The sequence below is a fragment of the Planotetraspora sp. A-T 1434 genome (assembly GCF_025420585.1).
Lineage (GTDB): Bacteria > Actinomycetota > Actinomycetes > Streptosporangiales > Streptosporangiaceae > JAOEGB01.
This window is the reverse complement of sequence record NZ_JAOEGB010000027.1, coordinates 1-25,154: the sequence shown is the minus strand read 5'-3', so window position 1 is coordinate 25,154 and position 25,154 is coordinate 1. Positions and strand designations below refer to the sequence as shown.

Here is a 25,154-nt window from a genome sequence, read left to right as displayed (position 1 = left end):
TCGCTGAACGCGCCTCGCTGAAGTGCCGCGTCGTCGACCCTGGTCAGCGCGTCGCGGTATGGCCGCCGCGGAAGCGGGTCTCGTGGTCCCAGAGATAGGCGCAGCGCGGGCACTGGACGTGCAGGAGGCTCCCGGTGGTGCCGAGGAGGTATCGCCAGTGTTCCCGGCAGTTCCGGCCCGCGCCGCAGTCGCCGCAGTCCTTGTCGTCGAGGCATCGGGGGCAGGAGACCCAGGCGCGGCGTCCCCGGTCGGCGTGGGGGTCAATCGGCAGCATGGCTGAGGTCCCGTCTGGGGAGGACGCCCGCGTCGGCCAGCATGGCGTAGGTGTCGCGCTGGTGCTCGTCGAGGTCCGAGTAGAGCAGGTCGTAGGCTTCCTGCTCGGACCGCAGCGCGGCCACCGGGTCCCAGTGTGGACCGATTCCGGCGATCACGGCGGCCCGCCGCCGAGCCTCCTCGAGGGCGAGGTCGATCTCGAAGACGGCGTGCTCGCCGCCGCTCTCTTGGTGCATTGCGACTGTCCCGGGGAAGAGTTTTGCGGGGTTTATGCACCTTACATGACTTTTGTCCGAATAGCTGGACGGTGGGCGGGCACGGAGCGCTGAACGGGGAGGTGCCATGGCCACCTACGAGTACGTCTGTTCGGGCTGCGGGCCGTACGACGTGGCCCTGCCCATGGGCGGCGCCACGCCGTACCGCGACTGCCCGGAGTGCGGCGGGCCGGCCCGCAGGATCTTCTCCGCCCCGAGCCTGTCCCGCGTGGGCCGGGCGCTGGCGGAGGCGCTCGACAGAGAGGAGCGCAGCCGGGACGCGCCCGAGGTCGTCAGGGACGTCCACTGACGACATCCAGCAAGGGAGGGACCAGTAAGGGAGGCTGCCATGCCGCAGGTCGCGTTCAGCGTGGACCAGTCGAAGTCCATGCGGGACCAGGACGTCCCCGGCCACAACAGGTGGCATCCTGACATCCCGGCTGTGGCGTCGGTGCGGCCCGGAGACGAGTTCCGGCTGGAATGCCGCGACTGGACCGACGCGCAGATCGGGAACAACGACTCCGCCGACGACGTGCGGGACATCGACCTGACGCTGCCCCACATGCTGAGCGGCCCCGTGGCGATCGAGGGGGCGGAGCCCGGCGATCTCCTGGTCGTCGACATCCTGGACCTCGGCCCGGTCCCGCAGGAGACCAGCACCCAGCAGACCGGCCCCCAACAGACCAGGGACGCGCCGGGGCAGGGATGGGGCTACACAGGGGTGTTCGCCAGGGTCAACGGCGGCGGCTTTCTGACCGATCACTTCCCGGACGCCTACAAGGCCGTCTGGGACTTTCACGGCGTCCAGACGACGTCCCGCCACCTGCCGGGCGTCCGGTTCACGGGGATCACCCATCCGGGCCTGTTCGGCACGGCGCCGTCAGAGGAACTGCTCGCGACGTGGAACCGGAGGGAGCGGGCGCTGATCGACACCGATCCCCGGCGCGTACCGCCTCTCGGGCTGCCGCCGGAGCCGGGCAACGCCCTGGCCGGTACGGCGACCGGCGAGGTGGCCGCCCGGATCGCCAGGGAGGGCGCCCGGACGGTCCCGCCACGCGAGAACGGTGGGAACCAGGACATCAAAAACTTCACTCGTGGTGCGCGGGTGCTCTGCCCGGTGTTCGTGAAGGACGCCAAGCTGTCGGCGGGCGACCTCCACTACAGCCAGGGCGACGGCGAGATCACCTTCTGCGGCGCCATCGAGATGGGCGGGTTCATCGACTTCCACGTCGACCTCATCAAGGGCGGCATGGAGAAGTACGGCGTGACCACCAACCCGGTCTTCATGCCGGGCAACGTCGAGCCGCGCTATTCGGAGTTCCTGTCGTTCATCGGCATCTCCGTCGACCACGACAGCGGAACGAACCACTACCTGGACGCCACGGTGGCCTACCGCAGGGCCTGCCTCAACGCCATCGAGTACCTCAAAAAGTGGGGCTACACCGGCGAGCAGGCCTACCTGCTCCTCGGGTCGGCGCCGATCGAGGGCCGGATCAGCGGCATCGTGGACATTCCCAACGCCTGCTGCTCGCTCTACATCCCGACGGCGATCTTCGACTTCGACGTACGGCCCAGCGCGGCGGGGCCCGTGGCCAAGGACCGGGGCCAGTGCGCGGTGACCTCGTAACCGGCAGCCCTCCGCAGCACCTACAGCGCGCGCAACCGCACAACGCCGGTAGATCACAATGAGTAGATCACAGTGAAAGGGACGCATGCGGTGAAGAGGCGAAGGGTACGGCAGCGCCCATGAGAGGGCCCGTGAGAAGCGAAGACAACAACGGACCGGGCTTTCCGGCCCCCGTCACGGCGGACATCCGGCTGTCCGTCAACGGGGACGAGCATCCGGTCACCGTGGACACCCGTGAGACGCTGCTCGACACGCTGCGCGAGCATCTGGGCCTCACCGGGGCCAAGAAGGGGTGCGACCACGGCCAGTGCGGGGCGTGCACTGTGCTGGTGGACGGACGGCGGGCGAAGGCCTGCCTGACGCTGACGGTGACGGTGGACGACCGGGAGATCACGACGGTCGAGGGGCTCGCTCGAGACGGCGTTCCGCATCCGCTCCAGGCGGCTTTCGTCGAGCAGGACGCGTTCCAGTGCGGCTACTGCACGCCCGGGCAGCTCTGCTCGGCCGTCGGCATGCTGGCCGAGTTCGCGGCGGGCTGGCCCAGCTCGGTGACGCTCGGCGCCGTGAGCCCGGGCGCCGTCGCCCCCGGCGTGGAAGGCCGGCCGCCGCTCTGCGACGACGAGATCCGCGAGCGAATGAGCGGCAACCTGTGCCGCTGCGGCGCCTATCCCAACATCGTCGCGGCCATCCGGCAGGTGGCGCCGTGAGACCGTTCGCCTATCAGCGCGCCACCGACGTCCCGTCGGCCGTGGCCGCCGGCACCGGACAGGCCATGTATCTCGGCGGCGGCACGAACCTCGTCGATCTCATGCGTCTCGGCGTGGCCACGCCCGAGGTCCTCGTGGACGTCACGCGCGTGCCGTTCGACACGATCGAGGAGACCCCCGGAGGGGGCCTGCTCATCGGCGCGGGCGTGCGCAACAGCGACCTGGCGGCCCACCCACTGGTGCTGCGGAATTACCCGATGCTGGCCCAGGCGGTGGTGGCGGGGGGCTCCGGCCAGATCCGCAACATGGCGACGGTCGCCGGGAACCTGCTGCAGCGCACCCGCTGCTCCTACTTCCAGGACATCACCAAGCCCTGCAACAAGCGGGTGCCGGGCTCGGGCTGCCCGGCCCGCGAGGGCGACCATCGCAATCTGGCGATCCTCGGCCACTCGGAGGCCTGCGTGGCCACCCACCCCTCCGACATGGCCGTTCCCCTGGCCGCGCTCGGCGCGGTGGTCAACGTGGAGAGCAGCGGTGGGCCTCGCGCGATCCCGATGCCGGGCTTCCACCGGCTGCCGGGCGACGCGCCGGAGCGCGACACCCTGCTGCGGCCCGGCGACCTGGTGACCGCGGTCGAGCTGCCCGCCCTGCCCTTCGCGGCCCGGTCCCGCTACCGCAAGGTCCGCGACCGGGCGTCGTTCGCGTTCGCGGTCGTGTCGGTGGCGGCGGCCCTGGACGTGGCCGACGGCGTGGTGCGGGACTGCCGGATCGCGCTGGGCGGCGTGGCCCACGTGCCGTGGCGCGCCGAGCGCGCCGAGGCGGCGCTGCGCGGAGCGCCCGCGACCGCGGAGGAGTTCGCGCGGGCCGCCGAGGCCGAGCTGGCCCAGGCGAGCCCCCTGCCGCGGAACGCCTTCAAGGTGCCGCTCGCCCGCAACGTGCTGGTCCGCACCCTGCTCGATCTCACGGCCCGCGAGGACCTCACGGCAGCAGGCGACACAGGGGAGACGTCATGACGACCGTGGCCATGCCGAACGTCGGCTCGGCTCTCGACCGGGTCGACGCCCTGGAGAAGGTGACGGGCCGGGCCAGGTACGCCTATGAGAATTTCCCGGCCGACCTCGCCTACGCCGTACCGGTCCAGGCCACGATCGCGAAGGGCGAGATCAGCGCGGTAGACGTGGACGCGGTGCTCCAGCTCCCCGGCGTCATCGCCGCCATCTGGCACGCGAACGCGCCACGGCTGGCTCCCCGCAACGGCGACCCCGAGCTGGCCGTTCTCCAGTCATCCCGGGTCGCCTACCGCGGGCAGTACGTGGCGGTCGTCGTCGCCGAGACGCTGGAGAGCGCGAGCGAGGCCGCCAGGGTGCTGCGCGTGCGGTACGACGCGGACGAGCACGACGTCGAGCTCCGCCCCGGCCATCCCGGGCTCTACCGGCCCGACCACGTCAACCCGTACTTCCCGACGGACACCGAACAGGGAGATCCCGACGCCGCTCTGGCGGCCGCCCGGGTCGTGGTGGACGCGACCTACAGCACCCCGGCCGAGCACAACAACCCGATGGAGCCACACGCCACGGTCGCCGTGTGGGACGCCGAGGGGCTCACGGTGTACGACTCCACGCAGGGCGCGTCGAACATCCGCGACACGCTCGCGCCGCTGTTCGGCCTGCCGCCCGGCAGTGTCCGGGTGATCTCCCCGCACGTCGGCGGCGGCTTCGGCGCCAAGGCCAGGGCCCACCCGCACGTGGCCCTTGCCGCGCTCGCCGCCAAGCAGGTCGGCCGCCCTGTCAAGCTCGCGGTGACCCGGCAGCAGATGTTCGCGGTCACCGGTTACCGCACCCCGACGATCCAGCGCGTACGGCTCGGCGCGGACGCGGATGGGCGGCTGACCGCCATCGTGCACGAGGCGATCGAGCAGAGCTCCACCGTCTCGGAGTTCGCCGAGCAGACCGCCGTGCCGACCCGGATGATGTACGCGGCGCCGAACCGGCGCACCACCCACCGGCTGGTACGGCTCGACGTCCCGACGCCCTCGTGGATGCGCGCGCCGGGGGAGGCCCCGGGCATGTACGCGCTGGAGTCGGCGATGGACGAGTTGGCGATCGCGTGCCGGATCGACCCCATCGAGCTGCGGATCCGCAACGAGCCCGACGTCGACCCCGAGAGCGGCCGGCCGTTCAGCTCACGGAACCTGGTGGCCTGCCTGCGCGAGGGGGCGCGCCGGTTCGGCTGGGCCGGCCGCGACCCCGAGCCGGGGATTCGCCGTGAGGGCGGGCTGCTGGTCGGCACCGGAGTGGCGGCGTCCGTCTTCCCGGTCTACCGGATGCCGTCCCAGGCCACCGCGCGGGCGGAGCCCGACGGCGGGTTCACCGTCCGGATCGCCGCCGCCGACATAGGCACGGGGGCCCGCACCGTGCTCACCCAGATCGCGGCCGACGCGCTGGACGCCCCGATGGACCGCGTCCGGGTGGAGATCGGCGACAGCGCGCTGCCCCCGGCCTGGGTGGCCGGCGGCTCGGCGGGCACCGCGTCGTGGGGCACCGCGGTCGTCCGGGCGTGCGAAGCCTTGATGGACGTGCTTCACGGCCGCGCGGGCGACGTGCCGCCGGAGGGCCTGGAGGCGAGCGCCGACACCACCCAGGAGGTCCGCGCGCAGCGGCGGTTCGCCCAGCACGCGTTCGGCGCCCAGTTCGCCGAGGTCGCCGTGGACATGGACACGGGTGAGGCGCGGGTGCGCAGGCTGCTCGGCGTGTTCGCGGCGGGCCGCATCCTCAACCCCAAGACCGCGCGGTCGCAGCTCATCGGCGGCATGACCATGGGGTTGTCCATGGCCCTGCTGGAGGAGAGCGTCATGGACCAGGAGTTCGGCGACTACCTCAACCACGACTTCGCCCAGTATCACATCGCCGCCTCCGCGGACGTCCGCGACATCGACGCGGTGTGGATCGAGGAGGACGACCCCGGCCTCAACCCGATGGGGTCGAAGGGCATCGGCGAGATCGGCATCGTCGGCACGGCCGCGGCGATCGCCAACGCGGTGCATCACGCCACCGGCGTCCGGGTCCGTGACCTGCCGATCCGCCTGGACAAGCTTGTTCATGGGGTCATTTGAGCTCTCTCGCATAGGAAAGGGCGGTTTGGGCACCGAGAGGATAGGGCTGATCGCCCCCTGTCAATGGGAGGACTCATGGCTGTTACAGCGGACCTGGCCAAGCTGCTCGACAAGGAATACGAGAATGTGAGCCTCGCGCAACTCGTCAAGGCGCCGGTGCACGCGCTGGCGGGCGTCAGCGAAGGCGACGCCGAGCTTCTCAAGAAGGCTTTCAACATCAAGACGGTCGGCGACCTGGGCCATAACAAGTTCTTCCGGGCGGCCACCGCGATCGTCGACCTGGCGGACAGCGGAAAGTAAGCGGTTCTGGCACATGGTGTGGTCCCACGGGCTCCGTGCCGGAGCCCGTGGGACACGCGTTCGAGGGCTCAGTGGCCGAACGTGAACCAGTTGAGGTTGACGAAGTTTGCCGGCTGGCCGCTGGTGAACGTGAGGTAGACGTGATGCTTCCCCGTCACGCCGCTGATGTTGGCCGGCACGCTCCGCCAGCTCTGCCACTCCCGTCTTGGCGATGGCGAAGCTGCCGATCGGCGCGCTCGACCGGCTGTCCAGCCGCACCTCGACGAGGCCGCTGACCCCGCCCGCCGCGCCGCTGGCCACACGGGCGATGAACTGCCTGGCCGCGGTGGAGCCGAAGTCCACGCCCTGGTAGAGGGGATCCTGCCCAACAGCAACCCGCCGAGCCGCCTCATGATCGGTATCGGCTGGTAACCCAGGGGAACATATGTGGAGACGACGGCCGGGCACGCCTGCCCGGCCGTCACCGCATGCTTCGTCGCGGAACAATCATCGTTGTAGAAAATCTTCACACTCTTATAAGTTGTTGGAGGGTATCTACGCCCACCGGCCGGGGGCGGCACAACCGGGGGAGGGGGGCGGTCGTGACGGCTCTGTTCGTCGGTGTCGACGGAGGCGGCACCAGCACTCGCTGCGTCGTGGCCCAGGAGACGGGGGAGATCGCCGGCCGGGGACGCGCGGGCGGCGCGAACGCGCTCTCGGTCAAGGACCCCTCCGCCAACGTGCTGGCCGCGCTCACGGCCGCGCTCGGCGGCCTCGACCGCTCCTCGGTGGCCGGCGGCGTCTTCGGGCTGGCCGGCGCGGCGTCCGCGGAGCGGGTTGCGGGGGACGCGTGGCGCGCGGCCGGGCTCCCGGGCCGGCCCGCGGTCGTGCCGGACGTGCTCGTGGCCTTCACCAGCGCCACCGCGTGTCCCGACGGGACCGTGCTCATCTCCGGCACCGGCGCGGTCGCGGCGCGGATCCACCAGTGGCGGGTCGTACGGCGTGCCGACGGCCTCGGCTGGCTGCTGGGCGACGAGGGCTCGGGAGTCTGGATCGGCAGGCGGGCCGTCACCGCCGCGCTGACCGCTCTGGACGGTCGCACCGCCCACACCGCGCTGACCGGCCGCGTCGCCGCCGTCCTCGGCTGCGCTTTCAGTGACGTTCCCGGCGACGAACGAGCCCTCGCCCAGGCGATCCTTTCCGCTGTCTACGCCCGCGTCGCCGAGTCCGGACCGGCCTGGCTCGGCACGCTCGCCCCCGTCGCGGACGACCTCGCCCGGCGGGGCGACCCCGTGGCCGGCGAGATCCTGGACGAGGCCGCGCGGCGGCTGGGCCGTACGGCACGTGCCGTTTGCCAGGCGGGGGGCGGGGACGGGCCACTGGTGCTCGCGGGGTCTCTGCTGACCGAGCCCACCGAGCTGGCCCGCAGGGTCAGGGCCGAGCTGGGGCAGCACGCCCAGTGGGTGCCCGCGCGGGACGGCGCCGCCGGAGCCGCCGCGCTCGCCCTCCGGGCCGCCCTCCCGCCCGGCGAGCCCCGCGCGCTTCAGGCGCACCACCGGCTGATCGGCATGGCCGCGGCGCCGGACGGTGGATGATGGGCGGCTCCTCCGAGCTAGACCGGATGGCCCTGACCGTGCTGCAGCCGGGCTTCGCCGGCACGAGCCCCCCGGTCTGGCTGCGGCGGGCGCTCGCCGAGGGCCTGGGCGGGGCCGTGCTCTTCGCCCGCAACATCGCCGATCCGGACCAGACGGCCGCCCTCGTGGCGGCGATGCGCGAGGAGAACCCGGGTGTGGTGGTCGCGGTCGACGAGGAAGGCGGGGCGATCACCCGTCTGGAGGCGCGGACGGGGAGCTCCTGGCCCGGCAACCTGGCGCTCGGCGTGGCCGGCGACGTCTCGCTGACGGAGCGGGTGGCCCGCCAGATGGGCCGGCTGCTGGCCGCCGCGGACATCACGCTCAATTACGCGCCCGTGGTCGACGTCAACTCCAACCCCCGCAACCCCGTCATCGGCGTCAGGTCCTTCGGCGCGGATCCCGGGCTGGTCGCGCGGCACGGGGTGGCCTGGATCCAGGGCATGCAGGGAGCCGGCGTGGCGGCCTGCGCCAAGCACTTCCCCGGCCACGGCGACACCATGACCGACTCGCATCTGGCGCTGCCGACCGTTCCCGTGCCGCGTGACGTGCTCGCACGGAGGGACCTCCCGCCCTTCCACGCCGCGATCGACGCGGGCGTGCGGGCCGTGATGTGCGGCCACCTGCTCGTGCCCGCCCTCGACGACGCCCCGGCCACGCTCAGCCATGCCGTACTGACCGGGCTGCTCCGTGAGGAACTGGGCTTCGACGGCCTCGTGGTCACCGACGCGATCGAGATGCGGGCGGTCGCGGCGCTCCGCTCGCCCGGCGATATCGCCGTCGGGGCCCTGGCCGCCGGGGCCGACGCCGTCTGCGTCGGCGTCTCCTCGCCCGAGGGGGAGAGCGTCTATGCGCTTCGGGACGCCGTCGTCCAGGCCGTCCGGGAGGGAAGCCTCGCGGAGGAACGGCTGGCGGAGGCGGCCGGCCGCGTGCTGCGGCTCGCCGGCTGGTACGCCAGGGAGGCCCCCGCCCGGGCCGCCGCCCTCCGCGACACCGACGAGGGCCTCGGCCTGGCGGCCGCCACAGCGGCCCTGCGTGTCATCGGTACGGCAGGCCGTCCCGTGCTGAGGGGCGCGCCCCTGGTCGTCGAGATGTCGGCCCGGCCGACCCAGGCCGTGGGGCGGGCGACGCCCCTCGGCATCGGCGGAGCGCTCGCCGAGGTGCTGCCGGGGACCGTGCGGGCCGAGGTGGCCGAGGGTGGCGCCCTGCCGGACCTCGCCGACCCCGGCAGGCCGCTCGTCGTCGCGGTCCACGAGGCCGCCCGGCACGGCTGGATCCAGCGGCTGCTCGCGGAAGCCGTACAGGCCAGGCCCGACGCGGTGGTCGTCGAGACGGGCCTTCCCGGCACCCCCGCCGGGGCCGTGTACGTTGCCACCCACGGCAACTCCGCCGCGTCGGCGCGGGCCGCCGCCCAGTGGCTGACCGACGGTGGCTGACCGCATTGGCTGACCGAAGGCAGTTGACGACGTACCTGGCCGGTAGCGGCTGACCGGCGCTCCGGACACGACATCCCCGTGAACCCCCAGAATCCCCCGTAGACCCCCTCACATCGCAAGGAGCCCCATGAAGGAGCCCTCACCCTCCAAGGGCGGCCCCGCGGCCCCGAACGTAACGGCCCCGGCTCCCGGAGCCTCGAGCCTCGTGGCCCCGAACTTGGTGGCGAGCGTGCGCGCGGTGCTGCCCTCGCTCACCCCGGCGGGGCGGGCCATCGCGAAGCTGATCCTCGACGACCCGGCGACGGTCGCCCGCAGCACGATCACCGAGCTGAGCGCCGCCTCGGGGACCAGCCAGGCGACCATCGTCCGGACCGCCCGCGCGCTGGGCTTCTCGGGATATTCCGAGCTCCGCCTGGCGCTGGCCGCCGCGTCCGCCGGTGAGCGGCCGGAGCGGCTGGTCCCCGGCGACCTCGCCCCCGACGACCCGCTCGCCGACGTGATCGCGAAGGTCGCCCGCGCGGAGTCGGACGCGCTGGCGGACACCGCGGCGCAGCTCTCCCCGGAGCGGCTCGGCGCGGTAGTGGACGCCCTCGTGGAGGCCCGCAGGGTGAGCGTGTACGGCGTGGGCGCGTCCGGCCTGGTGGCGGCGGACATGGCGCAGAAGCTGATGCGGATCGGCGTGTCCAGCCACGCGTTCATCGACGTGCATCTGGCGCTCACGGGGGCCGCGCTCGCCGGGCCTTCGGACGTCTCCGTCGGCGTGAGCTGCACCGGCGAGACGCCCGACGTGCTGGAGCCGATGTGGACCGCACGGGAGGCGGGCGCCACGACGGTCGCGATCACCAACAACCCCCGCTCGGCGCTCGCGGAGATGGCCGACCACGTGCTCGTGTCGGCCGGACGGGAGACTGCTTTCCGGCCGGGCGCGCTGGCGAGCCGCATCAGCCAGCTCCTGATCGTCGACTGCGTCTTCGTGGGCGTCGCGCAGCGCACCTTCGAGGCGTCGGACGGCGCTCTGAGGGCCACCAGAGGGGCGCTCGACAGGTTCCTCACCGACCCTCGCCGCCGCTCTCGACAGACCTCTTCCCAGGCGTCTTCTGCGACGTCTTCGCAGCTAGACGGCGTGGTAAAAATTAACTCCATGACTGACTCTATAGACGGAAAAAATTGACGCCGCTGCTCGGCCGCCCGTATTGTCCAGGCAATCGGGAACCAGGAGCAGCCCATGAAGCGACTCGCGGCGATTGCGGCACTGGCGTCGGTCGCCACCGCCACCGCGTGCGGCAGCGGCACCGGGACATCTACCGGGACATCAGCCGGGACCTCGGACCCCTCGGGAGGCGTCTACACAACGATCGACGGCAGCAAGCAGATCAACGCGAGCGCGCCGGTGAACCCCTTCAACCCCGTCGGCTCGGTCTTCGCCGGCTACAACGGGATGACTCTGGCCTGGCCGAAGAACGACCCCATCGACCCCAACCAGTTCTATCCGGCGCTCGCCAGCGACTGGACGGCCACCCCTGACCAGTCGGAGGTCGTCATCCACCTCCAGCCCAAGGCCAGGTGGTCCGACGGTAAGCCGGTGACCAGCGAGGACGTCCGGGTGTCGATCGGCCTCGCCTACACCCAGGGCGGCACGGCCTACGCCCTCGACCCCAAGGCGGCGGGCGCCGCGGCGACCATCCAGGTGGTCGACCCCCGGACCATCAGGATTACGCAGGGCGCCAACAAGAGCGGCACGTTCCTCAGCAACCTCCTGTCCACCGTGGTCGTCCCCGCCCACGTCTTCGGCTCGCTGCTGCCCGCGGACTTCTGGCACACGCTCAAGGTGGCCCAGGACGGGACCGGCGCGGCGGCCGACCGGGCCAAGGCCGTGATCACCGGGCTTGCCGAGAAGGTCATCGCCTTCTCGCCGCCGCGCGACGTGTCCGCCGGGCCGTTCGTGCTGGAGCGGGTCAACCCGGGCGCGGCCCTGCTGAAGCGGAACCCCTACTTCTACAACAGCGGGCTCATCGGCCCGGACAAGGTCAAGGTCCTCAACTACACCGGCAACGAGCAGATCTGGAACTACCTGATCGCCGGGAAGCTCGACAACGCCCCCTTCACGTCGGTGCCGACGGCCGTCATGGACCGCATCCGCGAGACGAGGGGCAGCCAGGTCATCAAGGGCTACTCGCCGGTGTCCACGTCGATGGCGTTCAACCAGTCGCGGAAGCCGTACGACAACGTGCACGTGCGGCGGGCGCTGGCCTATCTGATCGACCGCAACCAGGTGACCAGGATCGCGTCTCCGGAGGGCGGCACCGCGGCGGCCACCACCTCGGGAATCCACGCCAAGGCGGCCAAGGCCTGGCTGGGCGACGGGTTCGGCGCGCTCGACCCCTACCGGTTCGACCCGGCCAAGGCCGCGGCCGAGCTCAGGGCCGCGGGCATGACCCGCAAGGGCGACCGGTGGGCGATGCCCGACGGCACGCCGTGGAAGGTCGAGATCCACGTGCCGGCGTCGTTCTCCGACTGGGTCTCCGCGGCCAAGTCGATCACCAGCCAGCTCAGCGACCACGGTATCGACGCCACCGTGGTCACCGCCGCCGACTACACCCTCTACCTGGGCGAGCTGGCGGCCGGCAAGTACGACGTCGGGTTCTGGCTCATCGGCCTCGGGCCCTCGCCGTACAACATCTTCCAGCGCCTCTTCGGCCAGGCGAACGGCTGGCAGATGTTCGGCGGCCACCTGAAGCACGTGGCGCCGGGCGCCGAGGGCAACTGGATGGGCGGCCCGGAGACCGTGGACGGGGTCAACCCCGGCGAGCTGACCAGCAGGCTCCAGTTCGCCTCCCCGGACGAGCAGAAGCGGATCGTCGCCTCGCTGGCCCGGGTGGCCAACGAGCAACTCCCGGTCGTGCAGCTCTGGGACTACGTCAACACCCAGTTCGTGAACACCTCCCGGTACACGGCGTTCCCGCCGGACGACAGCGACGCGCTGCGGCTGTCGTCGGGCGTGTGGATGCAGCTCGGGATGATCAAGAAGAGGCAGGCATGACGCGATCCCGCGGAGGCGCCGTAGCGAGGCGAGTGGCCGGCCACCTGATCCGCGGCCTGGTCATGGTCTGGGTCGTCGCCACGATCAGCTTCGTCATCATCCGGGAGATCCCCGGCAATCCCGTCCAGGGACAGTACGAGAGCCTGATTCAGAAGGGCATGTCGCCCGAGCAGGCCGAGCGCGCCACGGCCGTCCTGTACGGATTCCTCCCCACGGGAAGCCTCTGGGACCAGTACACGGGTTACCTCGGCTCGCTGCTCCACTTCGATCTGGGGCGGTCGCTCAGCACGCCCGGCGTCGAGGTCACGACCCTGATCGGCCACGCCGCCCGGTGGACCGTGCTGCCCGTCCTCGCGGGCACGCTGCTGAGCTTCCTGCTCGGCGTCACCATGGGCGTCTACGCCGCGATCAAGCGGTCGGGCAAGCTCGGCGACCTGCTCGCCCTGTCCGGCTCCCTGCTCCACGGCGTGCCGGTGTACGTCATCGGCCTCCTGCTCACGGCGATCTTCACGACGCTGTGGCCGATCCTGCCGTCGGGCGGGCCGGTCGACGTCGAGTTCGTCCCCGGCCTCAACCCCGGGTACGTCGGCTCGCTCCTCCAGCACGCGGTGCTGCCCGTCGTGACGTACACGCTGGCGAGCTACGGCGGATGGATCCTCGCGATGAAGTCCAACGTGGTGGCCGTGCTCGGCGACGACTTCATCCTGGCGGCCGAGCTGCGCGGGCTCAAACGCGGCATCGTGTTCCGCTACCTGGCGCGCAACGCGATCCTGCCGCTGTTCACGATCCTCGCCCTGTCGATCGGCATGCTCTTCGGCGGGTCGATCTTCATCGAGGAGATCTTCAACTATCCGGGGCTCGGGCTGCTGCTGGTCAACAGCATCAGCAGCCGCGACTACGCCCTGATGGGCGGCACCTTCCTGGTGATCACGGTGGGCATCATCGTGGCCAACATCGCCGCCGACCTGCTGTACACGGCGATCGACCCGCGGGTCAGGAGCGGAGGCTCGGCATGACCGTGACCGTGATCCCCGAGGCGACGGTCCAGACCACCGGCGGGACCACCCGCGCGACGCTGCGGCGCAACTTCTGGCGCGGCGTGTGGCGGGTGCTGCGCCGCAAGCCCAGCCGGATGGCCGGGGTAGTCATCGTCCTCCTCTTCGCCGTCATGGGCCTGATCGGGCCCCTCCTCTACCCGGACCACCTGCCGCGCGACGACAACGCGCTCTACTCGCCGCCGAGCCTCCAGCACCCCTTCGGCACGGACTTCGAGGGGACGGACGTGCTCGCGCTGGTCGTCACCGGCGCGCGGTACGTGCTGCTCACCGGTCTCGCCACGGCGGTCATCACGGTCGCGCTCGGCACCGCCATCGGCCTGTTCGCCGGGTTCCGGCGCGGCCGGTGGGACACCGCGCTCATGCGGCTCACCGACATGAACCTCGCCATTCCCGGCCTGCCGCTGCTGCTCGTGCTCTCCGCCGTGTGGAAGTTCGAGAGCCCGATCGAGATGGGCCTCGTGCTCGGGCTGCTCGGCTGGGGAGGCGTGGCCCGTGCCGTACGGTCCCAGACGCTGTCTCTGCGGGAGCGGGGCTTCATCGAGGCCGCCAGGGGGCTCGGCCTGCCGACGACGCACATCATCGGGCGCGAGCTGCTGCCCAGCATGGCCCCCTACATCGCGATGAACATGCTCATCGCCGTGACCGGGGCCGTGTACGCGCAGGTCGGCCTGTTCTTCCTGGGCGTGCTGCCGTTCGAGGCCAACAACTGGGGCGTGATGCTCAACCTCGCCGTCTTCAACGGCGGGGCGCTGACCACCCCGGCCGCCCTGCCGTACCTGCTCGCCCCACTGCTCGCGATCCTGCTGCTCACGCTGGGCATCGTGCTCATCGTCGACGCGATGGACGAGATCTTCAACCCGCGGCTGCGGGAGGAGTAACCAGTGACCACCAGTTCCCCCGCACCCGGCTGCCCAGCGCCCAGTTGCCCAGCACCGGGGGTGCGCATCCGCGACCTCACCGTCGTCTACAAGACCCCCGTGGGCGAGTTGCCCGCCGTCTCCGGCGTCGACCTCACGCTCACGCCGGGGACGATCACCGGTGTGGTCGGGGAGTCCGGCTCCGGAAAGTCCACGCTCGCCCTGTCCCTGCTGAACGCCGTCCAGCCGCCCGGCCGGATCAAGTCGGGCACCGTCGAGATCGACGGCCTCGGCGACGTCGTCAAGCTCGGCGGTGAGCAGCTGCGCCAGACCCGCGGCCGCAAGGTCGGCTACGTCTTCCAGGCCGCGCAGAACTCGCTCAACCCGCTCAAGACGATCGGCAAGCAGCTGCTCGACCTCGGCCGCTCGCACGAGGTGGACGACCTGCGGGCGCTCGTGCGCGACGCGAAGGACCTGCTCGCCCGCATGGGCATGGACGGCGCCCGCGTGCTCGACTCCCACCAGCACGAGCTGTCGGGCGGCATGCGTCAGCGGGTCGGCATCATGCTGGCGCTCGTGCTCAACGCCCAGGTGGTCGTGCTCGACGAGCCCACCACGGCCCTCGACATGATCACCCAGGCGACGATCCTCCGGATCATCCGGGAGGTCCACGAGGAGCGCGCCCTCACCACGCTCGTCATCACCCACGACGTCGGCGCGGTCGCCGAGGTCGCCGACGACCTCGCCGTGATGTACGGCGGGCGGGTGGTGGAGCACGGCCGGATCACCGAGGTGCTGGGCGCCCCCAGGCATCCCTACACGCAGGGCCTGATCCGGGCCATCCCACGCCTGTCCGGGGACATCTCACTGGCCAGGGCGCTGCCCGGACGGCCCCCCACGCTGGGCACGCTGCCGGCCGCCGGGTGCGTGTTCCGGGAGCGGTGCGACAAGCGGATGGAGATCTGCGAGACGGTGGAGCCCCAGTCCGTGACCCTCGACGGGCGGACGGTCGCCTGCCACGCGGCCGGGCGTCCGCTCCCGCTGGTGAAGCGGAAGGAGTACGCGTGATCACCGGAACCGGCATCACCAAGACCTTCAAGCAGCGCGGGAGCGTCCTCGGAGGGCGCGACGTCCCGGCGCTGCGCGGGGTCGACTTCGCCATCGAGAAGGGCGGCGCGGTCTCGTTCATCGGCGAGTCCGGCTGCGGCAAGACCACGCTCGGACGGATCATCGCCGGCCTGGAGACCTACGACTCCGGCGAGATCCTCATCGACGGCGCCCCGATGTCCGGGCTGAGCCACCGGAAGCGGCAGCCGCACTTCCGGCGGATCCAGCTCATCCACCAGGACCCCTACTCGGCGCTGAACCCCACCCGGACGATCCACCAGACGCTGGAGGCGCCGCTCAGGCTGCGCGCCCGGCAGACGGGCCGTCCGAGGTCGTGGATCGACGGCCGGGCCGAGGAGTTGCTGGCGCTCGTCGGCATCGACCCGGGATACGTGCTGCCGCGCTACCCCCACCAGCTCTCGGGCGGCATGCGGCAGCGCGTGGTCATCGCCCGCGCTCTCACCATGGACCCCGAGATGCTCGTCGCCGACGAGGCCGTCTCGATGATCGACGTGTCCATGCGGCTCGGCATCCTGGCCCTGCTCAAGGACCTGCGCGAGCGGCTGGGCGTCAGCGTGCTGTTCATCACCCACGACATCGCCACGGCGCGGTACATCGGCGACGAGGGCGAGGTGTACGTGCTCTACCGGGGCCAGGTCGTCGAGCGCGGGCCGACGGAGTCGATCATCGCCGACCCGGTCCACCCGTACACCCAGTCGCTGCTGTCGGCCATCCCGGTCCTCCACGGGCTGGAGCGGCCGGGCGCCGAGCAAGTCGTGCCGACCGAGGCCCTCGACGAACGGCAGGCCGACGCGGGCTGCCTGTTCGCGCGGCGGTGCCCGTTCAGCACCGACCGGTGCGAGAACGAGACGCCCGTCCTCGGTCACCTGGGGGAAACGGTTCAGCTGCACGCCTGCTTCCACCCGAAGCACCGGAGCGTGATCCCGCTGGGGGTGGGCGAGTGACCGCCACGAACGCCGTACGCGCCATCCGGCCCCTGGCCCCGGACGTCCAGGTCGTCGAGCGGGTCGAGAAGCTGGCGGCCGCCGCGCTCTGGGCCGACGCCGCGGAGGCGCCGCTCCTGGTCCGGCGCCTCTCCACCCCGCCCGACGGGCGCCGCTGGACGGCGCTCGCCACTCCCGGCCTGGACGGGGTCGTCTTCGCGTCCATGTCGGAGGACGGCGTGGGGCATGTCGACCTGCTCGCCGTCGAGCCCGCCGCCCAGGGGCGCGGAACGGGCCGCGCGCTCGTCCGGGCGGCTGAGGAGTGGCTGCGGTGCGAAGGCGCCACCGAGGCCCGCTTCGCGGGGAACCCGCCCTGCTACGCCTGGCCCGGCATCGACGTCCGCTACACCCCGGCGGCCTGCCTCGCCGAGAGCCTGGGGTACGACCGGTACCGCGTGGCCTGGAACATGACCGCCGACCTGCCCTCCGTCGTCCCCGACGACCGGGCTGAGCTTGATCGGCTCGCCTCGGCCGGGGTGACCGTACGGGAGGCGGCCCTGAGGGAGCGCGCTCCGGTGGCCGAGTTCGTCAGGCGGAACTGGAACGACTCGTGGGCCTGGGAGGTCGAGCAGGCCACCGGGTGCCACTACGCGGTGCGGGACGGGGAGATCCTCGCGTTCGCCGCGTGGGGCTCCCGGCCCCTCTGGTTCGGCCCGATGGGGACGGCGGAGGCCGCCCGGGGGCTCGGCGTCGGCCGGGTCCTGCTGCGCAGATGCCTCGCCGAGCAGGCGTCGGCCGGGCTGCGAAGCGTGCAGATCGGCTGGGTCGGGCCGATCCGGTTCTACTCCCAGGCGGCCGCCGCGAGGGTCGAGCGCGTCTTCTGGCTCTACCGCCGCCCGCTCGGCTGATGCCGGCCGTACAGCAGCTCGACCTCGTCCAGCCAGGGGACCGGCGCGCACAGCTCCCGCGGATCATCGCCCGCGTCGAGGCTGCGGCGCAGCGAGCCCGACCCCCACAGCTGGTCGAGGAACGGGTCGCAGGCGAAGTCGCCGGGGTAGAGCGTGCGGAGCACGTGCAGCATCGACACGCCGGTGAGCACCGGCCGGAACGACCGCCGGTCGCCGACGTGCGCCTGGACACCCCGCACCGGCACGCCCGCGTGCTTTCCGAAGGTCGGCGTGAACCACGTGTCGCGAAACCGGACGCCCGGCAGGCCCAGGCCGTTCAGCGCCTCGGCGAACCGCCCGTCGGCGTACGGCGCGCCCACCAGCTCGAACGGCCGGGTGGTCCCGCGCCCCTCGGACACGTTGGTCCCCTCCAACAGGCCGGTCCCGGGATAGACGAGCGCGGTCTCCAGCGTGGGCATGTTCACCGAGGGCATGACCCAGGGCAGCCCCGTCTCGTCGAAGTACGCCTCCCGCCGCCACCCCTGGAGGCCCACCACCTCCAGCTTCGCGTTGATCGTACGGTTGACGAACAGGGCCAGCTCGCCCACCGTGAGGCCGTGCCGTACCGGAATGGGGGCGCGGCCGACGAAGCCGGCGTAGGACGGGTCGAGCAGCGGCCCCTCGCTCGCCACGCCGCCGATCGGGTTGGGCCGGTCCAGGACGACGAACCGCGACCCGAGGCGCGCCGCGGTCACCATGAGGTCGTACATCGTCCAGACGTAGGTGTAGAAGCGGGTGCCGACGTCGCCGATGTCGAACACGAGCGTGTCCACCCGGGAGGAGGCCACAAGCTCGTCCAGCTCCGCGCCCGAGCGTTGATAGGTGTCGACGACGGGAAGCCCGGTGACCGGATCGGCGGCGTCTTCCTCCCCACGCCCGGCCTGAGCCGTGCCCCGCAGGCCGTGCTCCGGGCTGAAGAGCGTGGTCAGCGGCACACCCGCCGCCAGCAGGGCCGTTGCGGACGGGGTCAGATCGGGCAGGACTCCAGTGGGGTTGGTGACGAGGCCGACCCGGCTGCCCATCGCCGGTCGCGGCCCGGAGACCAGCTTCTCCAGCCCGGTGCGCACCCGGCTCATGTCGAACTCGTCATTTCGGACTCGCTATTTCGAACGTCACTTCGGAATCGTCATCTCGTGCTCGTCATCTCGCCCGTGAAATCTGAGGAATCATGACGCAACCACCTGCCGGTCTCGGCACTCTCGCCACTGAACAGAGCGATCCCCGCTACAGCGGGATCGACACGCTGCCGACGGAGGAGATCGCGCGCCTCATGAACGCGGCCGACGCCGCCGTGCCGGCTGCGGTGGCCACCGCCGTACCGGCGATCTCGGCCGCGATCGACGGCATCGCCGAGCGGATGTCCTCGGGAGGGCGGCTGCTCTACGTGGGCGCCGGCACGTCCGGACGGCTGGCTGTGCTCGACGCCTCCGAGTGCCCGCCGACGTTCGGCACCGACCCCGAACTGGTCCAGGGGATCATCGCGGGTGGCGACACGGCGCTCACCCGGTCGGTCGAGGGTGCCGAGGACGACGCGGAGGCGGGCGCCGCGATCATCCGCGCCAAGGAGGTCGGCCCCCTCGACTCCGTCGTGGGGATCTCGGCCAGCGGACGCGCGCCGTACGTCGTCGCAGCGGTCGCCGAGGCCCGCCGCCTGGGCGCGCTCACCGTGGGGCTGGGATGCAACACCGCCACGCCGCTCTCCGCCGCCGCCGACCACGCCATCGAGGTCATCGTCGGGCCCGAGATCGTCACCGGCTCGACCCGGCTGAAGGCCGGCACGGCCCAGAAGCTCGTCCTCAACATGATCTCGACGATTACGATGGTCAAGTGCGGCCGGACCTACGGCAACTACATGATCGAGGTGTCGGCGAGCAACTCCAAGCTCGTCGACCGGGCGGCCCGCATCGTCGCCGACATCACCGGCGCCGAGGTCCCGGCGGCCCGCGAGGCACTGGAGGAGGCCGGGCACGACGTGAAGACCGCCGTCGTGATGATCGAGCGCGGCCTCGACCCGGACGACGCGCGGTCGCTGCTCGCCGCGCACGGGGACAGGCTGGCCACGGCGCTTCGGCGCGGATGACCCCGGCTCCCGCCGTGATCATGCACGAATTCCGGCCCTGCGCACGGGACTTACGCTGCTGAGGGGCTGCTGAGGGCTGCTGAGGGGATGTTGAGAGGCTGATGGGGGTGCCGATGCGGACGACGGCGCTGGAGGAGATCCTGCGTGGGGCGGTGCCGGGTGTCGCGTCGGCGGCGGTCGCGGTGATCGCCGTGGACGGACGCCCGGTCATGACGGCCGCCGCCGGGGAAGCGGCGCGGTTCGCCGACGCCTCCGAGGCGCTGCTGCCGGACCGGCCCCCGGTCATGCCCGACTCCGTCTTCGATCTGGCGTCGATCACCAAGCTGTTCACGACCGTCGTGCTGCTCTCGCTGGCCGAGGACGGCCGCCTCGGCCTGGACGAGCCCGTCGCGGCCTGGCTGCCCGCGCACTACGGTCACCGGCCGGAGATCACCCTGCGGCACCTTCTCACGCACACCTCCGGCCTGCCGCCGGGGCGGCGGGTGGGCGAGGAGCCGGCACAGTCCCGCTGGGACGTCATCCTGTCCACCCCGGCGCAGGGCCCGCTGGGGACACACACCTACTCCGACGTCGGCATGATCACGGCAGGCCGGGTCGCCGAGATCGCGGGCGGGGCGTCACTCGACGTTCTGGTGCGCGAGCGGATCACCGACCGGCTCGGCCTCCCGGATACCGCTTATCGGCCCGGACCGGCCGTGCTGCACCGCGTCGTCGCCACCGAGCACAAGCCCGAGCGCGCGGGGCCGGGCGCGGGGCCGGGGTGCGTCAGGGGAGAGGTCCACGACGAGACCGCCTACGCGCTGGGCGGCGTCACCGGGCACGCCGGGCTGTTCTCGACCGCCGGGGACCTGCTCCGCTTCGGCGAGATGCTGCGCGCGGGGGGCGACGGGGTCCTCTCTCCGGCCATGCTGTCGGAGATGACCCGCGACCACGGCGTGCCGGGCGCCGCCTTCCGCCAGGGCCTGGGCGTCCGGATCGGTGACCCGGCCATCGTCGGCCCGCTGGCCGACGCGCTCGGCCACTCCGGCTTCACCGGGACGTCGCTGGTCGTCGACCCCGCGCGCCGTCTGACCGTCGTGCTGCTCACCAACAACGTTCACCCCCTGCGCGGACGGCCCGGCATCAGGGACCTGCGCACCGCCGTCGCCGCCGAGGCCCTTCGCCTGTCGGGTTAGGCGGGTGCTCGGTCAGGCGGCCTCTGATTAGGCCTTCTGTGGTCAGGCCACCGCTTTCGAGCCGTTCAGCAGTCGGCGGATCTCCGTCGCGGCGGACCGGCCCGCGCGGTTCGCTCCGACGGTGCTGGCCGAGGGGCCGTAGCCGACGAGGTGCAGCCGGGGCTCGGCCACCACGCGCGTGCCGTCCATCTGGATGCCGCCGCCCGGCCCGCGTAGCCTGAGCGGCGCGAGATGGTCGAGGGCGGAGCGGAAGCCGGTGGCCCACACGATCACGTCGGCGCCGGCGACCCGGCCGTCGTCCCACGCGACGCCCGTGGAAGTGACGCGGCTGAACATCGGCAACCGGTTGAGCGCCCCCTTGGCCAGGGCCTCCCGTACCACCGCGCTGTAGCCCAGACCGGTCGCGCTGACGACGCTCTGCGGCGGCAGCCCGGCCCGCACCCGCTCCTCCACCAGGGCGACGACCGCCCGCCTGTCTTCGTCGTCGTAGGGGCCCTCGCGGAGCACCGGCGGCCTGCGGGTCACCCAAAGCGTCGAGGCGGCGACCCCGGCGATCTCGGACAGCACATGCGCTGCCGAGTGACCGCCGCCCACGACGACGACCCTCAGCCCGGCGAACTCGCCTGGCCCCCGGTAGCCCGCGTAGTGGAGCTGCCTGCCCTGGAAGCCGGTCGCCCCCGGATAGTACGGCCAGTAGGGACGGCTCCAGGTTCCGGTGGCGTTGACCACCGCGCGGGCCGCCCAATCGCCCGACGCCGTGGCTACCAGGAGCCGGCCGTCCTCGCCGTCGCTCACCGATCGGACCGGCACGGGCCGCAGCACCGGCAGCCCGGCCTCCTCCTCGTAGCCGGCGAAATACGCGGGCAGGACCTCGGCGGCCCGGAGGGCGGGGTCGACTTCCGGAGTTCGCTTGATCCCGGGCAGGTCGAAGATGCCGTGCAACTTCTCCATGGTCAGCGTGGGGGAGCGGTGCCGCCAGGCGCCGCCCGGCCCCGCCTCCGCGTCGAGGATCACGAAGTCGATCCCGAAACGGCGCAGGAAGTACGCGCTGGACAGGCCGGCCTGCCCCGCCCCGATGACGACGGCGTCGACGTCTCGCTGGAGTCCGGTGGTGCTCACGGGGTGGTCAACAACCGCGACCCCGCCCGGCTTCCCATACCCGGGCTCGGGGCCGCCCCCGTTTCGCGGGCCGCGATAGGCTCCCCACGGCTGGGTTCGGGTACGGCCCGGCGTCCCGGTGACCGTGAGGGGGAGCGATGTCGGTGCTGGTGGCGTTCAGCGTCACGCCCATCGGCGCGGGTGAGGACGTGGGAGAGCTGGTCGCCGAGGCGGTGCGCGTCGTTCGGGCGTCCGGCCTGCCCAACCGCACCGACGCCATGTTCACCACCATCGAAGGCGACAGCTGGGACGAGGTGCTCGCCGTCGTCAAGGACGCCGTCGCGGCCGTCGAGGCGCGCAGCCCGCGCGTCAGCCTCGTGCTGAAGGCCGACTCCCGTTCCGGCGAGGGCCGCCTCGACACCAAGGTGGCCTCAATCGAGCGCCACCTGGCCTCAGACACGTGATCATCGCCGAGGACGTGCGCCGGGTCGCGATGGCGCTGCCGAGGACCGAGGAGAAACTGGTCAGGGACCGCGTCACCTTCCGCGTGGGGAGGATCGTCTACGTGACGATCTCGGCCGACGAGACGTCCATGGGATTCGCGTTCCCCAAGGAGGAGCGGGCCGCCCTCATCGCGGCCGAGCCTCGGAAGTTCCACATGCCCCGCCCGTCGGACGAGCGCTATAACTGGGTGCGGGTCTGGCTCGCCGCCATCGACGAGGCCGAGCTCGGGGAGCTGGTCGTGGACGCCTGGCGCATGGTGGTCCCAAAGCGGGTCGCCGCCGCCCACCTCTCGCCCTCCTGAACGAGCCCCAGTCCCGTTAGTGAGTTGAGCGGGGCACTCGTCTGAGCGAGCCCCGTGCCCTCATATGGCGCCTTTCCTGAACAAGCCCGGTCCCGTTAGCGACTTGAGCTCGGCGCCCTCCCGGACCCCTGCGCGGCGATCTCACGCTTCCGGGGTTGGACCGGGCTGCCGGTCCTGGACCGGGCGGTCCGGCCGGCGGCGCCGATCAACGGGCAGGGCCGTGCGGAGGGCGTCGCGGGACAGCCTGTCGGCCGCCCGGGTCGTCTCGGGAAGCCGATGGGAGGGGCTCAGAGCCAGGACGTTGTGGCAGGCGGTGTCCAGGTCGGTCCGGTGGCCTACCGAGACGAAGACTGGCTTGACGCCGTCCTGTGTCCGCAGCACCCGGCCGACCACATCGCCGTCCAGGCGTAGCTCGCTCCAGGCGCCTCTCTCCCGGCCCGGCTCCTCGTACGTTCCGACGAACGCCGTCTTCCCCACGCCAATGGTCGGCAGGCCGGTGAGCACGCCGAGGTGGCAGGCCAGACCGAAGCGTCTCGGGTGGGCCACGCCGTACCCGTCGCAGACGATGAGATCCGGCGTGACGGTGAGCCGTTCCAGCGCGCGCACCAGACTGGGCAACTCCCGGAACGCCAGGAGCCCCGGCACGTACTCGAAGGCGATCGGCCCCGGCACCGTGACCTGCTCGATCTTCTGGAGGGTCGTCCCGTCCAGGACGACGACCGCCGCGGCGAGCCGGTCCTCGGTGTAGGCCACGTCCACCCCCGCCACCGTCGCCGGGTCGCGCGGCCCCGGTCCGGCAAGGTCGAGCCGTGAGCGCAGCGTCTCCTGGACCGTCTCGGCCTCGTCCGTCGTGGTCGGCCATGCCGCCGGAACGCAAACCTTCACAAGCCGTGACGATAGCCCCACAGCGCCCCGGGCCGATGTCAGGACATGCCTAACCGTGGCTGTCCGCGCCCGTGGGTGCGAACCCGACGGGGACGACTGGTACCGCTCGGGCGGCGGCTGTCACGAATACGCCGTCGTCCATGGCGACCGGCTCCTCCGGCTGAACGCCCCTGAGGATGAGCTCCGGGCCTGGGCGCTCCACACCCCCCCCATCCAGCACCCGGCCTCGCGGAGGTAGTTCGCCGGGCACAGATTGGTCAGACGGCACGGCCTATCGCCACCTGTCGGGCAGCAGGCCCTTGCGCGCGTGTCCAGAGGGCAGGACCGTGCATTTGTCAGGCAGCAGGCCTACGCGCTTGCCAAGCAGCGGGTTGTCGGGTAGCAGGTTGGCAGGTGACGGCGTCGGCCAGGCATCAGGGTTTGGCGAGGCCGCGGCACTGCCGCCCTGCGGTCCGTCAGGCCGGAGCGCTGGTCATGACGGCGAACCGCGCGCCGTACGCGTCAGCCAGTACGGCGAACCTGCCGACGCCCTCGACCCCCATCCCCGGGACGATGACGTTGCCGCCGAGCTCCTGCGCCCTCGCCACGGTGGCGTCGCAGTCGGCCACCTCGAAATAGGGCAGCCAGTGCGGCCGGTCTCCTGGCTGGAGCGGCATGACGCCGCCCAGGCTCGGGTTGTCGCCCTCCGCGGTCGATAACACGATGTACGTCGCGTCGTCGAACGGCATCTCCTCGGACGTCCATCCGAAGACGGTCCGGTAGAAGGGGAGGACGGCCGACGGGTCCGGGACGTACACCTCGGTCCAGCACAGTGAGCCGGGGTCGGTGACGAGGTCCAGGCCCTTGGTCTCCCCGGGCTCCCAGACAGCGAACTCCGCACCACCGGGGTCGGTGAACCCGGCCATCCGCCCGTTGGTGAAGACGTCGGACGCCGGGAACCGGACGGTGCCACCCGCCTGCTCGACCGCTTTGGTTGTGGCGTCGGCGTCGTTGGTGTGGAAGTACACCGTCCAGGCCGAGACGGCGCCTTCCTCGGTGAGTGGGCCGACGGCGGCGACGGTCTTGCCGTCAACCTGGAAGAACCCGTAACCGCCCGAGTCGGGACCGGCCGACTGGAAGTTCCAGCCGAGCAGAGCGCAGTAGAAGGCGGACGCGGCTTCGGTATCCGGTGTTCCGAGATCGATCCAGTTCGGGGCACCGGGAACGTAGTTGGTTGTAAGCATGGCGGCTTCCTTGTCGAGTGTCCTCGTGGTCAGTGGCTCATGACTCGCGCACAGCCTGCCAGGGCCCACTGACAATTTTCGCGCTTCCCATGACCTGCAATCATCCGGCCCGCCTGCCTCCGCCTCCGGGCATGTGACTCTCCGACTCTGGCATCGACGGTCCGATCCTTCTGCCCTGTTTCGTAGGGCCCTGTTACGTTGGCTCGCGGCGGCAGCCACGCGAAAGCGGACAGGGCGAGCCGTACGAACCGGAAGGTCAGGGTCTGCTACGGCGAAGCAGCCAGACTTCGGCGGCGCCGGGCCGGCGGCAGCTGGAACACCGTCGGCCCTGGAACCCTGGTGTCCCCGATACTCCGGTGTACGGCGAGCGATTGAATAGCCATGCCTTTCCCGCTGGAATCTCACCGATAGTGGTGCATTGTATAAGTCGCTGCGTCCGGAGATGTACGGACATATCGCCGTTGCTGTCGCTTCGATAAGCAACGAGAAATAGTTATGGTGAGTTCCTCGACCCTCCGCCCGAAGCGTTTTTGTCGGTGGTGGTTGGTACCTTTACCGTGTGATTGTCGAACGGCAGCAAATCCCCGAAGGGCTCGCGCGGATGGCGCCCGGCCCC

General features: G+C 71.6%; 25 protein-coding genes and 1 pseudogene. 19 read left to right on the top strand and 7 right to left on the bottom strand.

The features are described 5' to 3' along the window. Positions 1 to 43: 43 nt before the first annotated feature. On the bottom strand, positions 44 to 274 hold the full coding sequence (locus N5079_RS28810) for a hypothetical protein (protein WP_261587288.1): 231 nt from the start codon (positions 272 to 274) through the stop codon (positions 44 to 46). Next, a complete protein-coding gene (locus N5079_RS28805) occupies positions 261 to 509 on the bottom strand; it encodes a DUF6400 family protein (RefSeq protein WP_261587287.1) in 249 nt (82 codons plus the stop codon). The genes N5079_RS28810 and N5079_RS28805 overlap by 14 nt, the downstream gene beginning before the upstream one ends. Positions 510 to 615: 106 nt before the next feature. Here N5079_RS28805 and N5079_RS28800 point away from each other — a divergent pair, with 106 nt between their 5' ends. From N5079_RS28800 to N5079_RS28775, 6 genes are all read left to right on the top strand, one after another. Next, on the top strand, positions 616 to 837 hold the full coding sequence (locus N5079_RS28800) for an FmdB family zinc ribbon protein (protein ID WP_261587286.1): 222 nt from the start codon (positions 616 to 618) through the stop codon (positions 835 to 837). A 39-nt stretch (positions 838 to 876) separates the two neighbouring features. Continuing rightward, positions 877 to 2,154, top strand: a complete 1,278-nt coding sequence (gene fmdA, locus N5079_RS28795) for a formamidase (RefSeq protein ID WP_261587285.1) — start codon at positions 877 to 879, stop codon at positions 2,152 to 2,154. Positions 2,155 to 2,273: 119 nt separating this feature from the next. Next, positions 2,274 to 2,861, top strand: coding sequence for a (2Fe-2S)-binding protein (locus tag N5079_RS28790; RefSeq protein ID WP_261587284.1), 588 nt, complete (start codon positions 2,274 to 2,276; stop codon positions 2,859 to 2,861). Further along, entirely contained in the window at positions 2,858 to 3,874 is a 1,017-nt protein-coding gene (locus tag N5079_RS28785; protein WP_261587283.1) for an FAD binding domain-containing protein, read from the top strand. Before N5079_RS28790 ends, N5079_RS28785 begins: the two co-directional genes overlap by 4 nt. Further along, positions 3,871 to 5,973, top strand: a complete 2,103-nt coding sequence (locus N5079_RS28780; RefSeq protein ID WP_261587282.1) for a xanthine dehydrogenase family protein molybdopterin-binding subunit — start codon at positions 3,871 to 3,873, stop codon at positions 5,971 to 5,973. The genes N5079_RS28785 and N5079_RS28780 overlap by 4 nt, the downstream gene beginning before the upstream one ends. Before the next feature lie 75 nt (positions 5,974 to 6,048). Further along, positions 6,049 to 6,273 carry a hypothetical protein gene (locus tag N5079_RS28775; RefSeq protein WP_261587281.1) on the top strand — a complete coding sequence of 75 codons (225 nt, stop codon included), beginning with the start codon at positions 6,049 to 6,051 and terminating at the stop codon, positions 6,271 to 6,273. 68 nt (positions 6,274 to 6,341) lie between these two features. Here N5079_RS28775 and N5079_RS28770 read toward each other — a convergent pair. After that, positions 6,342 to 6,573: pseudogene (locus N5079_RS28770) on the bottom strand (carbohydrate-binding protein). A 281-nt stretch (positions 6,574 to 6,854) separates the two neighbouring features. On the opposite strand from N5079_RS28770, the gene N5079_RS28765 reads away from it, so the two are divergent. The 9 genes from N5079_RS28765 to N5079_RS28725 all read left to right on the top strand — a co-directional run bounded on the left by N5079_RS28765 (position 6,855) and on the right by N5079_RS28725 (position 17,233). Then, entirely contained in the window at positions 6,855 to 7,847 is a 993-nt protein-coding gene (locus N5079_RS28765) for an N-acetylglucosamine kinase (RefSeq protein ID WP_261587280.1), read from the top strand. Between the two features lie 26 nt (positions 7,848 to 7,873). Beyond that, positions 7,874 to 9,319 (top strand): glycoside hydrolase family 3 protein, encoded by a 1,446-nt coding sequence (locus tag N5079_RS28760; protein ID WP_261587279.1) that lies wholly within the window; start codon positions 7,874 to 7,876, stop codon positions 9,317 to 9,319. Between the two features lie 205 nt (positions 9,320 to 9,524). Further along, positions 9,525 to 10,490, top strand: coding sequence for a MurR/RpiR family transcriptional regulator (locus N5079_RS28755; protein ID WP_261587278.1), 966 nt, complete (start codon positions 9,525 to 9,527; stop codon positions 10,488 to 10,490). A gap of 54 nt (positions 10,491 to 10,544) precedes the next feature. Next, the gene (locus tag N5079_RS28750) at positions 10,545 to 12,359 is read left to right on the top strand and encodes an ABC transporter substrate-binding protein (RefSeq protein WP_261587277.1); all 1,815 of its coding nucleotides are present in this window, start codon (positions 10,545 to 10,547) and stop codon (positions 12,357 to 12,359) included. Next, positions 12,356 to 13,375: an ABC transporter permease gene (locus tag N5079_RS28745; protein WP_261587276.1), complete on the top strand. Its 1,020-nt coding sequence runs from the start codon at positions 12,356 to 12,358 to the stop codon at positions 13,373 to 13,375. Before N5079_RS28750 ends, N5079_RS28745 begins: the two co-directional genes overlap by 4 nt. Then, on the top strand, positions 13,372 to 14,295 hold the full coding sequence (locus N5079_RS28740; protein ID WP_261587275.1) for an ABC transporter permease: 924 nt from the start codon (positions 13,372 to 13,374) through the stop codon (positions 14,293 to 14,295). Before N5079_RS28745 ends, N5079_RS28740 begins: the two co-directional genes overlap by 4 nt. A 3-nt stretch (positions 14,296 to 14,298) precedes the next feature. Further along, on the top strand, positions 14,299 to 15,342 hold the full coding sequence (locus N5079_RS28735; protein WP_261587274.1) for an ABC transporter ATP-binding protein: 1,044 nt from the start codon (positions 14,299 to 14,301) through the stop codon (positions 15,340 to 15,342). Further along, complete coding sequence (locus tag N5079_RS28730; RefSeq protein ID WP_261587273.1) at positions 15,339 to 16,346, top strand: ABC transporter ATP-binding protein; 1,008 nt, start codon at positions 15,339 to 15,341, stop codon at positions 16,344 to 16,346. Before N5079_RS28735 ends, N5079_RS28730 begins: the two co-directional genes overlap by 4 nt. Continuing rightward, complete coding sequence (locus tag N5079_RS28725) at positions 16,343 to 17,233, top strand: GNAT family N-acetyltransferase (RefSeq protein ID WP_261587272.1); 891 nt, start codon at positions 16,343 to 16,345, stop codon at positions 17,231 to 17,233. The genes N5079_RS28730 and N5079_RS28725 overlap by 4 nt, the downstream gene beginning before the upstream one ends. Here the strand turns inward: N5079_RS28725 and N5079_RS28720 are convergent. Then, a complete protein-coding gene (locus N5079_RS28720) occupies positions 17,212 to 18,348 on the bottom strand; it encodes a DUF1343 domain-containing protein (RefSeq protein ID WP_261587271.1) in 1,137 nt (378 codons plus the stop codon). The two genes, N5079_RS28725 and N5079_RS28720, sit on opposite strands and share 22 nt — an antisense overlap. A gap of 92 nt (positions 18,349 to 18,440) precedes the next feature. Between N5079_RS28720 and murQ the strand changes: the two genes are divergently transcribed. Both murQ and N5079_RS28710 read left to right on the top strand, forming a co-directional pair. Continuing rightward, complete coding sequence (gene murQ / locus N5079_RS28715) at positions 18,441 to 19,352, top strand: N-acetylmuramic acid 6-phosphate etherase (RefSeq protein WP_261587270.1); 912 nt, start codon at positions 18,441 to 18,443, stop codon at positions 19,350 to 19,352. Positions 19,353 to 19,453: 101 nt separating this feature from the next. After that, positions 19,454 to 20,527, top strand: a complete 1,074-nt coding sequence (locus tag N5079_RS28710) for a serine hydrolase domain-containing protein (RefSeq protein WP_261587269.1) — start codon at positions 19,454 to 19,456, stop codon at positions 20,525 to 20,527. Between the two features lie 42 nt (positions 20,528 to 20,569). On the opposite strand, the gene N5079_RS28705 is transcribed toward N5079_RS28710, so the two are convergent. Continuing rightward, positions 20,570 to 21,646, bottom strand: coding sequence for an NAD(P)/FAD-dependent oxidoreductase (locus N5079_RS28705; protein WP_261587268.1), 1,077 nt, complete (start codon positions 21,644 to 21,646; stop codon positions 20,570 to 20,572). Between the two features lie 143 nt (positions 21,647 to 21,789). Between N5079_RS28705 and N5079_RS28700 the strand changes: the two genes are divergently transcribed. Both N5079_RS28700 and N5079_RS28695 read left to right on the top strand, forming a co-directional pair. Beyond that, positions 21,790 to 22,089, top strand: a complete 300-nt coding sequence (locus N5079_RS28700) for an MTH1187 family thiamine-binding protein (protein WP_315967895.1) — start codon at positions 21,790 to 21,792, stop codon at positions 22,087 to 22,089. Further along, positions 22,086 to 22,430: an MmcQ/YjbR family DNA-binding protein gene (locus N5079_RS28695; protein ID WP_261587266.1), complete on the top strand. Its 345-nt coding sequence runs from the start codon at positions 22,086 to 22,088 to the stop codon at positions 22,428 to 22,430. The genes N5079_RS28700 and N5079_RS28695 overlap by 4 nt, the downstream gene beginning before the upstream one ends. Before the next feature lie 141 nt (positions 22,431 to 22,571). Here the strand turns inward: N5079_RS28695 and N5079_RS28690 are convergent, their stop codons facing one another. Both N5079_RS28690 and N5079_RS28685 read right to left on the bottom strand, forming a co-directional pair. After that, entirely contained in the window at positions 22,572 to 23,315 is a 744-nt protein-coding gene (locus N5079_RS28690) for an endonuclease V (protein ID WP_261587265.1), read from the bottom strand. 455 nt (positions 23,316 to 23,770) lie between these two features. Continuing rightward, positions 23,771 to 24,538, bottom strand: coding sequence for a VOC family protein (locus tag N5079_RS28685; protein ID WP_261587264.1), 768 nt, complete (start codon positions 24,536 to 24,538; stop codon positions 23,771 to 23,773). Between the last annotated feature and the right edge of the window lie 616 nt (positions 24,539 to 25,154).

What these genes read in the sequence shown, in the direction of transcription:
- N5079_RS28810 (WP_261587288.1), bottom strand. Translation starts at nt 274, where the DNA reads ATGCTGCCGATTGACCCCCACGCCGACCGGGGACGCCGCGCCTGGGTC.
- N5079_RS28805 (WP_261587287.1), bottom strand. Translation starts at nt 509, where the DNA reads ATGCACCAAGAGAGCGGCGGCGAGCACGCCGTCTTCGAGATCGACCTC.
- N5079_RS28800 (WP_261587286.1), top strand. Translation starts at nt 616, where the DNA reads ATGGCCACCTACGAGTACGTCTGTTCGGGCTGCGGGCCGTACGACGTG.
- fmdA (WP_261587285.1), top strand. Translation starts at nt 877, where the DNA reads ATGCCGCAGGTCGCGTTCAGCGTGGACCAGTCGAAGTCCATGCGGGAC.
- N5079_RS28790 (WP_261587284.1), top strand. Translation starts at nt 2,274, where the DNA reads ATGAGAGGGCCCGTGAGAAGCGAAGACAACAACGGACCGGGCTTTCCG.
- N5079_RS28780 (WP_261587282.1), top strand. Translation starts at nt 3,871, where the DNA reads ATGACGACCGTGGCCATGCCGAACGTCGGCTCGGCTCTCGACCGGGTC.
- N5079_RS28775 (WP_261587281.1), top strand. Translation starts at nt 6,049, where the DNA reads ATGGCTGTTACAGCGGACCTGGCCAAGCTGCTCGACAAGGAATACGAG.
- N5079_RS28760 (WP_261587279.1), top strand. Translation starts at nt 7,874, where the DNA reads ATGGCCCTGACCGTGCTGCAGCCGGGCTTCGCCGGCACGAGCCCCCCG.
- N5079_RS28750 (WP_261587277.1), top strand. Translation starts at nt 10,545, where the DNA reads ATGAAGCGACTCGCGGCGATTGCGGCACTGGCGTCGGTCGCCACCGCC.
- N5079_RS28745 (WP_261587276.1), top strand. Translation starts at nt 12,356, where the DNA reads ATGACGCGATCCCGCGGAGGCGCCGTAGCGAGGCGAGTGGCCGGCCAC.
- N5079_RS28740 (WP_261587275.1), top strand. Translation starts at nt 13,372, where the DNA reads ATGACCGTGACCGTGATCCCCGAGGCGACGGTCCAGACCACCGGCGGG.
- N5079_RS28720 (WP_261587271.1), bottom strand. Translation starts at nt 18,348, where the DNA reads ATGAGCCGGGTGCGCACCGGGCTGGAGAAGCTGGTCTCCGGGCCGCGA.
- murQ (WP_261587270.1), top strand. Translation starts at nt 18,441, where the DNA reads ATGACGCAACCACCTGCCGGTCTCGGCACTCTCGCCACTGAACAGAGC.
- N5079_RS28710 (WP_261587269.1), top strand. Translation starts at nt 19,454, where the DNA reads ATGGGGGTGCCGATGCGGACGACGGCGCTGGAGGAGATCCTGCGTGGG.
- N5079_RS28685 (WP_261587264.1), bottom strand. Translation starts at nt 24,538, where the DNA reads ATGCTTACAACCAACTACGTTCCCGGTGCCCCGAACTGGATCGATCTC.